Origin of the sequence: Aeromonas sp. S15(2024) (genome assembly GCF_041402265.1) — a bacterium.
GTDB lineage: Bacteria > Pseudomonadota > Gammaproteobacteria > Enterobacterales > Aeromonadaceae > Aeromonas > Aeromonas dhakensis.
In genome coordinates, this window is record NZ_JBGLQY010000017.1 from 1 (window position 1) to 13247 (window position 13247).

Consider the following 13247-nt stretch of genomic DNA (forward strand, 5'->3'; position numbering starts at 1 on the left):
CAGTGGAACCACCTGACCCCATGCCGAACTCAGAAGTGAAACGCTGTAGCGCCGATGGTAGTGTGGCATTCGCCATGCGAGAGTAGGACACTGCCAGGCACCCAATTAAACAGTGATGTGCAAAATCACGTTACTGGCTGCGAGGATGACACCTCATCAAGAAGCAGCAAAAGATTTAGCGAAAGCTAACCGAATGCGGAGCGGTAGTTCAGTCGGTTAGAATACCGGCCTGTCACGCCGGGGGTCGCGGGTTCGAGTCCCGTCCGCTCCGCCACTACTTAAGAAGCCCAGTCGAAAGACTGGGCTTTTTTTCGTTTCCGACACCGTCCTCATTTCCCCCGAATTGCCTCTTTTTCCTCAAGCGACTCAGTAAAACACGCAGAGCCAGACAGTGGTCATGTCGGGATGGGTCCACTCGACCCTGTGCTTCTGGCGGGCAGGGATATTGATGTGATCGCCCGGCCCCAGCTGGACCAGCTGTTGTTGTTGGGTTTGCGGATCGATGAACAGCAGGCTGGCTTCGCCCTGCACCACCAGGATCCACTCATGTTCGTCCTGATCGTACCATTCGCCGGGGGCCGTCTGATGGCCGTGGGAGAGAATGCGCTCGATCCTCAGGTGATTGGTACTGACCAGATCCTGAAAGAGTTCGGTAGGGAGTGGCGAGGGGATATCGTTCAGCAAATTGCGGGTGTGCATGGGTATCTCCCGTCTGGCGGCGTGAATGGTTACCTGCAGTATAGGTGGGTCGTTCACTCTCGCAGGGGAAGAGGGGCAGCCTGAACCCGTCATATCTGTGCCCGAACGAGAACGTTCCCTGTCATTTTGATGAAAAAATCAGGGAAATCGCTGCAATCCGGATAAATTCTTGCTATTTTGCGCGCCATTCACGCAAACGATTTCCTTCACACTTTCAGGATTAGTTATGGCAAAGCAAGATATGGCCGCCCAATCAGGGAATGGCGGCTTTCTGGACTCTTATTTTTCCATTTCTGCGCGCGGCAGCAGCGTGCGTCAGGAGCTGGTCGCAGGGCTGACCACCTTCCTGGCGATGGTCTACAGCATCATAGTGGTGCCGAACATGTTGGGTGCTGCTGGCTTTGAGCAGGGGCCGGTGTTTGTGGCGACCTGTTTGATCGCCGCTTTCGGCTCCCTGCTGATGGGGCTGTGGGCCAAGCTGCCGATGGCCATCGGTTGCGCCATCTCCCTCACCGCCTTTACCGCCTTCAGCCTGGTGCTGGGGCAGGGGCTGAGCATTCCGGTGGCGCTGGGCGCCATCTTCCTGATGGGGGTGCTGTTCACCCTGATCAGTGTCACCGGTGTGCGCCAGTGGATCCTGGACAACCTCCCCTCCGGCATCGCCCACGGCACCGGCATCGGTATCGGCCTGTTCCTGCTGCTGATCGCCACCAACGGCGTCGGCATGGTGATCAAGAACGAAGGTGCCGGTCTGCCGGTACAACTGGGTGAAGTCACCGCCTTCCCGGTCATCATGACGGTGCTGGGTCTGGCCGCCATCTTCGGGCTGGAGCGTCGCAAGGTGCCGGGCGGCATCCTGATGGTGATCATCGCCATCTCTATCCTCGGCCTCATCTTCGACCCGAAAGTGACCTGGCAGGGCTTCTTCGCCATGCCGAGCCTGACTGGCGAGAAGGGCTCTCTGGTAGGCAGCATGGATCTGCTGGGTGCCCTCAATCCGGTGGTGATCCCCACCGTCTTAGCACTGGTGATGACCGCGGTATTTGACGCCACCGGCACCATCCGTGCCGTGGCTGGTCAGGCGGGCCTCATCAACGAACGTGGCCATATCATCAGTGGCGGCAAGGCCCTGACCGCGGACTCCGTCAGCAGCATGGTGGCAGGCGCCGTCGGTGGTGCACCGGCTGCCGTCTACATCGAGTCTGCCGCAGGCACTGCCGCCGGTGGCAAGACGGGTCTGACCGCCACCCTGGTCGGCGTGCTGTTCCTGCTGATGATCTTCCTCTCCCCGCTGAGCTATCTGGTACCGGCCTACGCCACCGCGCCTGCGCTGATGTACGTGGGCCTGCTGATGCTGGGCAACGTCACCAAGCTGGACTTCAACGACTCGGTCGATGCGCACTCCGGCATGCTGTGCGCCGTCTTCATCGTGCTCACCTGCAACATAGTCACCGGCATCATGCTGGGCTTCGTGGCGCTGGTGATCGGTCGCCTGTTTGCCGCCGAGTGGAAGAAGCTCAACATCGGCACCGTCATCATCGCCGTGGCGCTGGTCGTTTTCTATGCCGGTGGCTGGGCCATCTAACCCGTCCGGTTATTGCGGTTGTAGCGAAGGGCCCCTGCAGGGCCCTTTTTTGTTGGCTGTGAGACAGCTAACAGTTTTCCTCTTATTTGCTCTGCGCTGTTTCAGATTGAAACGCCAACCCCTCTTCTGTTGTTTCAAATCCGAACCAAACCTCCCGTCATTTTTATCCTCTTTTCTGCCGTTAGACTGGCTCCATCAACCATTTGCCCACCCGAGCGGTGGCAAGCCAAGGAGTGAGCCATGAAGAAACTGATCAATGCCGTCGATGCCGTGGTCCGTGAACAGCTGATGGGGATGGCCGCCGCCCACCCCGAGCTCAAGGTGCGTATCGAGCCCCACTTCATCACCCGTGCCGATGCTCCCGTGATGGGCAAGGTGGCGCTGGTCTCCGGCGGTGGCAGCGGCCACGAGCCGATGCACGGTGGCCTGGTGGGCAAGGGGATGCTGGATGGTGCCTGCCCGGGCGAGATCTTCACCTCGCCTACGCCGGATCAGATGTACGAGTGCGGCCAGGCGGTCGATGGCGGCGCTGGCGTGCTGTTTCTGGTGAAGAACTACACCGGCGACGTGCTCAACTTCGAGACTGCGGTCGAGCTGCTGCACGGTGATGGTGTCAAGGTGGGGTTCGCCCTCATCGATGACGACGTGGCGGTGAAGGACAGCCTCTATACCGCCGGTCGCCGTGGTGTTGCCACTACCGTGCTGTGCGAGAAGCTGGTCGGTGCCGCTGCCGAGGCGGGCTATGATCTGGCGCGCTGCGAAGCGCTGGCCCGCCGCGTCAACAACCAGAGCCGCACCATAGGGGTGGCCATGCATGCCTGCACCGTGCCAGCCGCCGGCAAGCCCTCCTTCACCCTGGCGGACAACGAGATGGAGTTCGGCGTCGGCATCCACGGCGAGCCGGGCATCGAACGCCGCCCCTTCACCGACCTCAACGCCCTGGTGGACGACATGTTCAAGGAGCTGGTCGACAACACCCCCTATGGCCGCACCCTGCGTCACTGGGACAGAGCCTCCGGCAGCTGGCAGGAGGAGCACACCTTCATCGAGCCGTTCAACAAGGGCGACCGGGTCATCGCACTGGTCAACAGCCTCGGCGGCACCCCGATCTCCGAGCTCTACGGTGTCTATGGCCGCCTTGCCGCCCTGTGCGAAGAGGCAGGCATCCATCTGGTGCGCAATCTGATCGGCCCCTACTGCACCTCCCTCGACATGACCGGCATCTCCATCACCTTGCTCAAGGTGGATGACGAGCTGATGACCCTGTGGGATGCCCCCGTTCACACCCCCGCCTTGCGTCGCGGCTGCTGAGGAATATTCATGTTAAGCAAGCATCAAATCGTCAACTGGCTGCTCGACTGCGAGCACATCTTCACCGAGCAGCGTGACTACCTCACTGCGCTGGATACCGACATCGGCGACGGCGACCACGGCCTCAACATGCAGCGCGGTTTTGCCAAGGTGGCCGAGAAGCTGCCGGCGGTAGCAGACAAAGACATCGGCCAGGTGCTGAAAACCACCGGCATGACGCTGCTCTCCTCGGTCGGCGGCGCCAGCGGCCCACTCTACGGCACCTTCTTCATCCGGGCCGCGGCCAGCAGCGATGCCTGCCAGAGCCTGACCCTTGGCCAGCTCGGCAAGATGCTGAGCGACGGGGTGGAGGGGATCGTCTCGCGCGGTCGCGCCGAGCCGGGTGACAAGACCATGTGCGATGCCTGGTGGCCGGCCCTGGCCGCCCTGCAGCAGGCGGAGCAACAAGGCTTGCCGCTGCCCGAGGCGCTGGACAAGGCGGTCGCGGCCGCTGCCGCCGGCACCGAGGCCACCATCCAGATGCAGGCCCGCAAGGGGCGCGCCAGCTATCTTGGCGAGCGCAGCATCGGCCATCAGGATGCAGGGGCTACCTCGACCCTGCTGCTGCTGACCGCCCTGCGTGACAGAGCGAGGTTGTAAACATGATCGGAATCGTAGTGGTCTCTCACAGCGCCATGCTGGCGGCCGGCTTGAAAGCGCTGGCCGATCAGCTGGGCAGCCCGGCGAAACTGTTGCTGGCGGCCGGGGTCGATGACCCCGATCACCCCATCGGCACCGACGCCATCGCCGTGATGAGTGCGATTGAAGAAGCGGATGACGGCAGCGGCGTGCTGGTGCTGATGGATCTTGGCAGCGCCTTGCTCAGCGCCGAGACCGCCCTCGAGTTGCTGCCCCCTGAGTTGAGTGCCCGGGTGCGGCTCTGCCCGGCCCCGCTGGTCGAGGGCACTCTGGCTGCCGTGGTGGCGGCCGGTTCTGGCCTGACGCTGGATGAGGTCGCCGCCGAGGCGCTCGGCGCGCTGGGCCCGAAACAGGCGATGCTGCCGGGCAAGGCGGAGCCGCAGACCGTTGAAGCCGCTCCTGCCCCTGACGACGGCTGGCTGCGCTGCGAGGTGGTGGTAGACAATCCCCACGGCCTGCACGTACGCCCCGCCGCCCGCCTGGTGGCCGCCCTCAAGCCCTTTGCCGCCGAACTCAAGCTGCAGAAAGGGGAGAAAGAGGCCAATCCCCGCAGCCTGACCCGGCTCACCATGCTCGATGTGCGCCAGGGGGACCGGCTCACCCTGCTGGCGCGCGGGGAGGATGCCGAGGCCGCCTTGGCCTGCTTCCAGCAACTGGCAGCGGAGCGCTTCGGCGACTGACGCCACTGTTTCAAGGCGCTGCACCCGCTCGCTGAGCCTGCGCAGCGCCACGGTCATGCAAGTAAAAGACGAAGGAGTCCCCGGCACTGCCGCCCCTTCGCCTCCTTTAGTTTCAAAAGAAGTCTTACGAAATAAAGAGAGAGGGATAAAATATGGACCGCATCATCATCAGCCCCAGCAAATACGTACAAGGCAACGGGGCCCTCGCCAATATCGGCAACTACGTCAAAGCGCTCGGCAGCAAGCCCCTTATTCTGGCCGACGCCTTCGTCACCAAGCTGGTTGGCGATACCGTGGCCACCAGCTTCCACGGCGCCGGTATCAAGCCCGAGTTCGACTGCTTCAACGGCGAGTGCTCCCGCCCCGAGATCGACCGCCTGCTGGCCCGCTGCAAGCAGACGCCGTTTGATGTCATCATCGGCATCGGTGGCGGCAAGACGCTGGATACCGCCAAGTCGGTCGCCTTCTACCAGCAGGTGCCGGTGGTCATAGTGCCGACCATCGCCTCCACCGATGCCCCCACCAGCGCGCTGGCGGTCATCTACACCCCGGAAGGGCAGTTCAGCGAATACCTGATGATCCCGACCAACCCCAACATGGTCATCATGGATACCGGCGTGGTCGCCCGCGCCCCGGTGCGGCTCTTGGTCTCCGGCATGGGGGATGCGCTCTCCACCTACTTCGAGGCGCGTGCCAACAAGGTGTCCGGTTGCCAGACCATGGCCGGTGGTGCCTCCACCCTGGCGGCGCAGGCCATCGCCGAGCTCTGCTACCAGACCTTGCTGGCCGATGGCTACAAGGCCAAGCTGGCGGTGGAGCAGGGGCTCTGCACCAAGGCGGTGGAGAACATCATCGAGGCCAACACCTATCTGAGTGGTATCGGCTTCGAGAGCAGCGGTCTGGCCGCCGCCCACGCGGTTCACAACGGCCTGACCCAGCTGGCCGAGTGTCATCACCTCTATCACGGTGAGAAAGTGGCGTTCGGTACTCTGGTGCAGCTGGTGCTGGAGAACGCGCCGATGGCGGAGATCGAGACAGTGCTGGGTTTCTGCCGCTCTATCGGCCTGCCGACCAACCTGCATATGATGGGGGTCAAGGAGCTGGACATGGCGCGCCTGATGGAGGTGGCCAAGGCCTCTACCGCGGAAGGGGAGACCATCCACAACATGCCGTTCAAGGTCACCGCCGAGGATGTGCTGGCGGCCATCGTCACTGCTCACCAGCTGGGGCTGTAACGACCAGCCAGCTTGCCATAGAAAAGGCCCCGCATCTGCGGGGCCTTTTTCATTTTCTGCGAACCGGTATGCAATGGTTCAGGCCGGCGTCAGCCGTGGTAGTCGGCGGGATCGATCTCGAGCAGTTTGAGCCGCCGCCAGAGGGTGGTGCGGCTGATGCCAAGATGCAGGGCCATCTGGCTCACCTGCCCCTTGCAGGCGTGGGCGCAGCGCAAAATGGCCTGGCGTTCCAGCTCGGCCAGGGTGAGCAGCGGCTGCCCCACCACCTCGTCCTCTACCCGCTGATAGCCGTGCCGAATGGCGGCTGGCAGCGCCTCCGGCGGGATTGGCCCCTGACCGGCGTGAAGCAGGGCATGCTCGATGGCGCTGCGCAGCTCCCCCAGATTGCCGGGCCAGGGGTAGGCGAGCAGGCAGTCGAGAGCTGCCGGGCTGAACTGGCGCCCCAGCTCGCGCCCCTGCGCAGCCAGCTGCTGGCTGATGAGGCCGGGCAGATCGGCGCTGCGCTCGCGCAGGCCTGGCAGCCACAGCTCGCACGCCTGCAGGGCATAGAGCAGCTGGCGGCCGAAGTGCCCCTCCTGCACCTTCTGCTCCAGCGGGGCGCTGCTGGTGGCGATGATCCGCACCTTGAGCGGCAGGATACGGGCCGAGTCGAAGCGCTGGAGGCGACCGGTCTTGAGCAGTTGCAGCAGCGCCGCCTGCATGGGGGCAGAGAGGCACTCCACCTGCTCCAGCACTAGCGTGCCGCCGTGGGCCAGTTCGAACTTGCCGGCCCGCTCCTGTCCCGCTTCGTCAGAGCCCATCAGCTCCAGCGCCATCCGCTCGCTCGGCAGCGCCTGGCAGTTGAGGGTGATGAGCGGCCCGGCGGCCCGCTCGCTGCCGAAGTGGATCGCCTCCGCCAGCTGGGCCTTGCCCACCTCCTCCTCGCCGCGCAGCAGGATGGGGCCCTGGCTTTGGGCTGCCTGCCGGGCGTAACGCAGCAGCTTGCGCATGGCGCTCGATTCGCCCACCAGCGCCGACAGCTCGGGTACCGTCTGGCGCAGCTGACTGATGGCCCGCAGCCGATCGATCGGGTGCAGCAGGGCGATAAAACTGACCCCGTCCGGCCCGGGTAGCGGCTTGAGGCTCACCAGCGCATTGATGAACTCCCCCTCCTGCGCGCCGAGCTTCTCCAGTGTCACCTCCACATGGCTGAGTGGAGTCTGCCCCTTGATGGCGAGCTGCAACCGCTGGGGCAGCAGCAGGTGCTGCTCCAGCGGCTGGCCGAGGCAGAGATCCGGGTCGAGCCGCAGCCGATTGGCCGCCAGCGCGTTGAGGTAGCGCAACCGGCCCTGCGGATCCCAGGCCAGCACGCCGTCATCCACGCCGTCCAGCAGGGCGTAGAGCTCGCTCAGGTGGTGCTGGGACTCCTGCATCAGGGTCTCCATCTGCAGCAGGTGGGCCAGCTCGCGTCCCGCGCTGACGGTGAGCGCCAGATCGCCGGCGCTCGCCTCCTCCACCTTGCAGGTCAGCGCCATGATGGCGACCTGACGGCCGTTGCTGTTGTAGACCGGGCTGGCGCAGCAGTGCCAGGGGTGCAGGGTCTGGTTGAAGTGCTGAGGGCCGCTGACGCAGAGCGGCATCCCCTCCAGCGCCGCCAGATTGATGGCATTGGTGCCGATGCGCCCCTCGCTGAAGAAGGCGCCGGGGCCAAACCCCAGCGCCGCCAGTTCGCGCAGGGTGTCGGGGTGACCGGTCTGGGCCAGCAGGCAGCCACTCTCGTCGGTGAGCAGCAGGGCGCAGGGGCGCCCCTCCATGAATTCGTAGAGATCCTCGAGCGCCATTTCGCCGGTGGTGAGCAGGTCGCGCTTGCGCTGGCGCAGGCTCTGCAAGGTCTGCCCCTTGGCGCTGTGGGGCGGATGCCAGAGGGTGGCGCTGGTCTGGTGGGCGCAGCGCAGCCAGGAGGCCTGCAGATAGTCAGGCCAGTCCCGGGCTGGCGGCATGGAGGCGGACAGGATGGTCACGACAAGATCCGGCAAAGAGACGAACGCCCATTTAACCACCCTTGCCGACCCGATTCAGTGACCTGCCTCAGAGGGATGGCAACCCCGTCATCCCTCCGATCGGATTCGCCCCCGAATTTGGCGACAAGGTCGCCGCCGGTGGCGGTGGCATTCACTGCATCACCCTGCACCAGCCGGCCTATACTCCCTTGCCATGAACTGACGGGGGCGCTTTGGCGCCCCTGTTTTCCTCTCAGCAGTCCTCAAATCCCTGTCATGCCGATCTCGTCCAACTGCACATGGGCGGGTTGACGCAGGGTGTAGAGCACGGCCTCGGCCAGATCCCCGACCTGCAACCAACCGGGTTTGCGCTCATCAGCACAGGCCGGTGGCGGCACCTGGACCAGGCCGGGACAGAGGGTGTGAACCCGAATGCCCTGATGCTGGACTTCTTCCCGCAGCGCCTTGGCAAACCCCAAGACGGCAAATTTGGCGGCGCAGTAGACGCTGGCCCTCGCATAGCCGTTTTTGGCGGCCTGGGAGGCGATGTTGATGATGGTGCCGTGGCGTCGAGACAGCATGTCCGGCAGGCAAGCCTGGGTCAGCAGGAAGCAGCCCTTGGCGCAGGTGTCCATCACTCTGTCCCACTCCGATTCCGGCAGATCCTGCACCAGATAATCGCTGCCGACCCCGCTGTTGTTGACCAGCAGATCGATGGGGCCGAGCAGTGCGCTGGCCCGGGCATGCTGGGCTCGAACCTGGGGAGCATCGCAGACATCCAGCACCAGAGGCAGGACTCTTACCCCGTATTGCGTCGAGAGGCGGGTAGCCTCTTGCTCCAGCAGGGCGTGGCGACGGGAGGCCAGCACCAGCTCCACCCCTTCCCGAGCCAGCGCCTCGGCGATGGCCAGCCCAATTCCGCTTGCGCCGCCGCTGATCAGGGCGCGGGTTGCTCTCAGTTCGTTCATCTGTTGTTCCTCCTGAATGGTGGCGCCATTGTGGTGGGCGGCAGCGAGAGGGAACAGGGGGAGAAAGGGGTTGGCTCGAACCTTGGTTCGGATTTGGCTGAAAACGTTCGAACTTTGGTTCTGTGCCGGCACAAGGCCTTGCTCTTTGGCTCTTGTCTGTAAAACAACAACGCCGCCCTCTCGGGCGGCGTTTGACCTTATGACAGTGCCTTGTCATGAGGTAGGGCGTCTACCTTGTCACCGGTAGGGTGGTCACCCTCCTTGATCCAGGCATCCAGCAGGGTGTAGCCCACTGCCAGCACCACCGGGCCGATAAAGAGGCCGATGATCCCCATCGCCAGCAAGCCGCCGATAACCCCCACCAGAATGAGGATCAGCGGCAGGTCGGCGCCGCGCTTGATCAGGAAGGGACGCAGGAAGTTGTCCATGGTGCCCGCCAGCAGCGACCAGACCAGCAGGAAGGTGCCCCAGGTGGTGTCGCCGCTCCAGTAGAGGTAGCCGACGCAGGCCAGCAGCACCGGGAAGGGGCCAATCTGGGCGACGATCAGCAGGAACATCACCACCACCAGGATCATGGTGTAGGGGATGCCGGCAATCAGCAGACCGATACCGGCCACCGAGGATTGCACCAGGGCGGTCACCACGACCCCCATGGCTACGGCGCGGATCGCCTGTGAAGCGAGCACGGTGGCGTTGTCGCCGCGCTCGCCAGCCAGCCGGTGGGCGAAACGGCGAATGCCGGTCGCCACCACCTCACCGGAGTGGTAGAGCAGGCCGCAGATACCGACGGTCAGCAGGAAGTGGACGAACAGCAGCCCCAGGTTACCCGCCTGGGAGGCGAGCCAGCGGGCAGTCTGGCCGAAGTAGGGGGCCAGCTTGGCAAACAGCACCTGACCACCGCTCGCCAGGATCTGCTGCCAGAAGTCGTAAAGCTTGCCGCCCACCAGCGGCACCTGCTGCAGCCAGAGCAGCTCGGGGGGCGGGGAGTGGCTGATGGTGGTGCCCAGCTCGATCAGCATGGGCGCCTTCTCTGCCACGTTGGCCAGTGCCATAAAGAGCGGAATGACGAACATCAGCAGCAGTACCAGGGTCATGAAAAGGGCCGCCAGGGCGCGCTTGCCCCACAGCAGGCGCTGCACCATCAACATCAGCGGCCAGGTGGCGATGGTGATCATGGTGGCCCACACCAGCGCGGGCAGGAAGGGGCGCAGCACCATGAAGCAGGAGACGATGAGGAGGCTGATAAACAGCACTCCCAGGGTTATCTTGGCTAAATCCACTTTTTTCATATTCATAGCAATCCCTTGTCAGGGCCTGGGCCCTTGGGTAGCGGGTCATTATTCACGAGAGAGAGTATCCACCAGAGACCGGCGCTCAACCAGAGCCCCAGGCAACAATAAAGCAGCCACTGGCCGAGCAGAATGAGCCAGGAGCTGGTCAGCCAGAGCGGCAGCGCCCACCACAATGCCCCCAGCGGCAGGCCACCGAGCAGGGCCAGCAAGGGGAGACGCCAGCCGGCCGGGGCCGTGCGCGGCAGCGGCAACATCATGCCGAGGGTCAGCCCCAGGCTGAAGGTGGCCAGGCCCGCCAGCGCCGAAGATTGGCTCCACCCGGCGGCCAGCGCGCAGGCGAGGGTGAGCCCGGCCCAGCCCCGGCGACTGGCTGCCAGGCCGGCGAGGCGGGGATACAGGGCCAGCAGCAAGGCGCCAAGCAGCAAACCGGCCGCCACGTCCGACAGGAAGTGCACCCCGAGCCAGACCCGGGCCAGTCCGGTCAGGGTGGCCAGCAGCAGGGCCAGGGTGGCACTGCGCCAGGGGCTGGCGGGCCAGCACCCTCTGAGCAACACGCCCCAGAACAGCAGCGCAGAGGCGGCGTGGCCGCTCGGCATGCCGAAGCCCTGGGCGCTGCCCTGTGCTAGGGCGGGGTCGAGGTGGAAGGGTCTGGGCCAGCCAATCCCCTCCTTGGCCAGCTGCACCAGCAGGGTGAGGGTCAGCATGGCCAGCAGCAGCTGGCGCACCCGGGGCCAGCCCAGCCAGGGCAGCAGCAAGGGTAGCAGGGCAAGCTGAAAGGCGGCTGAACCGAACAGGTTGCTGACCTGGAGCCAGCGCACCTGGGCACCGAGCCAGGTCTGCAGCTGGTGGATCAGCGGGACTTCCATTTGGTGCAGTGCATTGCCCTCGCCACGAAAATCGGGCAGCCAGAGCACTGGGCTGTCGGGCATGGCGGCCAGTTGGGGGGCCAGCCAGTCTAGCTGGGCCGGGAAGCGGCGCTGATCATCCGACAACCGGGCCGGCGCGATCAGCCTGGCGTTGAGGATCTCGCCGCCCAGATTGGGGGCCTGCAGCAGGGAGACGAAGCCAGAGCCGGCCTGTGCGCGGATGGGCTCCAGAGTCTCACAGGCAAACAACAGGGCGCGCTGCCATGGCCCCAGCTCGGCGATGACCCGGCCCCGCAGACCGGTCTCTTCATACAGCTCCCGCAGCGCCGCCTGCTGCGGCGTCTCTCCTTCATCTATGTAGCCACCGGTCAGGCTGTAGCGGGAGGAGACTCTGTCCTGCACCAGCAACAGCTGCTGCTGGTGCTTGACCACGCAGACGGCCGCCGTCGGGGCGGCAAGGAGGGGCGGTGACGACAGCAGGAGGCAGAGCAGCAAAAAACAGTGGCGCAACATGAAGGCCTGACCGATAGGGGGTGATGGGCACAAGCGTCACAGAAATCAGATAGTTGGGCAATGGTTTGTGGCCGGACGCCGGGGCCGGGCCGGCGTGGCAAGCTGGCGACCCGGCGCGCAAGGATTGCCGTGGGGTAAGGCAGTCCCTAGTATTGGCAGCTATGTTATTTCCATGCAGCAAACCTTGGGACCTTCCATGAAACAGTTTGGTTTTTTTCTGGGCATCGCCATCGGTGTCATCCTGATCCTGTTCGGCAGCATCGTCATCTTCCAGGCCCTGCCTGCCGCGCTGGACGTGCTGGAGATGCCGAGTCGCATCCCCTTCGTGCGCGAGGTGTACACTTGGCTGATGACCAGTGCCAGCGGCCTGACCGGCCAGCTGGAGCAGAACTTCCTGGAGGCGTTCCAGACAGTGCTTAAGCTGATCCTGCTCATCACCTTCATGTGGGTCTGCGTCAAGCTGGTCAACATGGGGGTGCTGATCATCCGGGCCGGGGTGGACCTCATCCGCACCGCCATCGAGCACAGCGAGGGCGCCCAGAGCAAGAAGTCCGAGCACGACCATCACTTCCAGTGAACGGCTCGCACCATGAAACAGGCCACCTTCGGGTGGCCTGTTTGCATCTGGTACTTACTCTATTCGCGGCAGGTGATCGGCCGGAGGTGGCTGCACCACATCCTGGTAGCGGGCGATGAGCTGCTTGAAGGCTTCCCCCTGTCTGACCTTGTCGAGCGCCTGCTGCAGGCGGGCGACCTGCTGTTTGTCCGCCGCTGGGTTGAAGGCGAAGCAGTTGTCCTGATCCGCCAGGGTGGCGACGGTGACGAAGGTTTCGGGGGCAAAGCCCAGCTGCCTGGCCTGATGAAACAGCATGGCCTCGTTGCCGGCCACCAGATCGGTGCGGGCCATGATGAGCTGGCGCACCACCTGATCCATGCGTTCCACCGACATCAGGTTGGCAGGGCTGATGCCCCGGTTGAGCAGCAGCTGCTCCCCCACGTCCGCCTGCATCACCCCTATCTGCAGTTTGGTCAAATCGTCCTTGCCGGTCACCTTGGGGGCATCCCGCTTGCGGCCGACCAGCGAGACCCGCGAGTGGCTGATGGGGCAGACCCAGAGGAAGTGGGGATCCCGCGCCCGGGTGTGGGCCGTGGTGAACAGCACGGCATCCGGCTGCTGGGTCAGCAGGTACCAGGCCTTGGCCCAGGGCATGAAGTGGATGGGTTGCTCCGGTTCCCCCATCTCTTGCCACATCAATCTCAGCAGCTCCACCGCCAGGCCGGTGCTGTTGCCCGCTGCATCCTGGCCGTTGAGCGGCATGTTCTGCTCGGAGTAATAGGTGAACGCCGAGGCGGGCAGGGCGGCCCCCAGACAGCAGCAGACAAACAGACCGAGCAGACGCGACATGGCAGCACTCCTTGCGAAAAGTCGTCTTCATCCAGT

12 protein-coding genes, 1 tRNA gene and 1 rRNA gene are annotated in these 13247 nt (G+C 64.3%); 8 read left to right on the forward strand and 6 right to left on the reverse strand.

Annotated features, from left to right (window positions below; genetic code table 11):
- Positions 1–99, forward strand: a 5S ribosomal RNA gene (gene rrf / locus ACB033_RS21680); the annotation flags it as partial.
- 98 nt (positions 100–197) lie between these two features.
- Positions 198–274: transfer RNA gene (locus ACB033_RS21685), tRNA-Asp, on the forward strand.
- 92 nt (positions 275–366) lie between these two features.
- Here ACB033_RS21685 and ACB033_RS21690 read toward each other — a convergent pair.
- Positions 367–699, reverse strand: coding sequence for a cupin domain-containing protein (locus ACB033_RS21690; protein ID WP_005306245.1), 333 nt, complete (start codon positions 697–699; stop codon positions 367–369).
- A 226-nt stretch (positions 700–925) separates the two neighbouring features.
- On the opposite strand from ACB033_RS21690, the gene ACB033_RS21695 reads away from it, so the two are divergent.
- The 5 genes from ACB033_RS21695 (at position 926) to ACB033_RS21715 (ending at position 6188) form a co-directional block, all read left to right on the forward strand.
- Positions 926–2284: an NCS2 family permease gene (locus tag ACB033_RS21695; RefSeq protein WP_162519967.1), complete on the forward strand. Its 1359-nt coding sequence runs from the start codon at positions 926–928 to the stop codon at positions 2282–2284.
- Between the two features lie 240 nt (positions 2285–2524).
- The gene (dhaK, locus tag ACB033_RS21700; protein WP_371140747.1) at positions 2525–3595 is read left to right on the forward strand and encodes a dihydroxyacetone kinase subunit DhaK; all 1071 of its coding nucleotides are present in this window, start codon (positions 2525–2527) and stop codon (positions 3593–3595) included.
- Positions 3596–3604: 9 nt separating this feature from the next.
- Positions 3605–4234, forward strand: coding sequence for a dihydroxyacetone kinase subunit DhaL (dhaL, locus tag ACB033_RS21705; RefSeq protein WP_005306235.1), 630 nt, complete (start codon positions 3605–3607; stop codon positions 4232–4234).
- Positions 4235–4236: 2 nt separating this feature from the next.
- A complete protein-coding gene (dhaM, locus tag ACB033_RS21710) occupies positions 4237–4953 on the forward strand; it encodes a dihydroxyacetone kinase phosphoryl donor subunit DhaM (protein WP_208201385.1) in 717 nt (238 codons plus the stop codon).
- Positions 4954–5105: 152 nt separating this feature from the next.
- Positions 5106–6188 (forward strand): glycerol dehydrogenase, encoded by a 1083-nt coding sequence (locus tag ACB033_RS21715; RefSeq protein ID WP_279462514.1) that lies wholly within the window; start codon positions 5106–5108, stop codon positions 6186–6188.
- 89 nt (positions 6189–6277) lie between these two features.
- On the opposite strand, the gene dhaR is transcribed toward ACB033_RS21715, so the two are convergent.
- The 4 genes from dhaR to ACB033_RS21735 form a co-directional block, all read right to left on the reverse strand.
- Positions 6278–8188, reverse strand: a complete 1911-nt coding sequence (dhaR, locus tag ACB033_RS21720; protein WP_371140748.1) for a dihydroxyacetone kinase operon transcriptional regulator DhaR — start codon at positions 8186–8188, stop codon at positions 6278–6280.
- A gap of 242 nt (positions 8189–8430) precedes the next feature.
- Positions 8431–9135, reverse strand: coding sequence for an SDR family oxidoreductase (locus tag ACB033_RS21725; RefSeq protein ID WP_139726218.1), 705 nt, complete (start codon positions 9133–9135; stop codon positions 8431–8433).
- A gap of 197 nt (positions 9136–9332) precedes the next feature.
- Positions 9333–10430 (reverse strand): AI-2E family transporter YdiK, encoded by a 1098-nt coding sequence (ydiK, locus tag ACB033_RS21730; protein ID WP_017785510.1) that lies wholly within the window; start codon positions 10428–10430, stop codon positions 9333–9335.
- On the reverse strand, positions 10427–11806 hold the full coding sequence (locus ACB033_RS21735; RefSeq protein WP_371140749.1) for a phosphatase PAP2 family protein: 1380 nt from the start codon (positions 11804–11806) through the stop codon (positions 10427–10429). The genes ydiK and ACB033_RS21735 overlap by 4 nt, the downstream gene beginning before the upstream one ends.
- A 196-nt stretch (positions 11807–12002) precedes the next feature.
- Between ACB033_RS21735 and ACB033_RS21740 the strand changes: the two genes are divergently transcribed.
- Positions 12003–12383, forward strand: coding sequence for a hypothetical protein (locus ACB033_RS21740; protein ID WP_021469736.1), 381 nt, complete (start codon positions 12003–12005; stop codon positions 12381–12383).
- A gap of 54 nt (positions 12384–12437) precedes the next feature.
- Here ACB033_RS21740 and ACB033_RS21745 read toward each other — a convergent pair whose 3' ends face one another.
- The gene (locus ACB033_RS21745; protein ID WP_258119195.1) at positions 12438–13211 is read right to left on the reverse strand and encodes an ABC transporter substrate-binding protein; all 774 of its coding nucleotides are present in this window, start codon (positions 13209–13211) and stop codon (positions 12438–12440) included.
- Positions 13212–13247 lie beyond the last annotated feature (36 nt).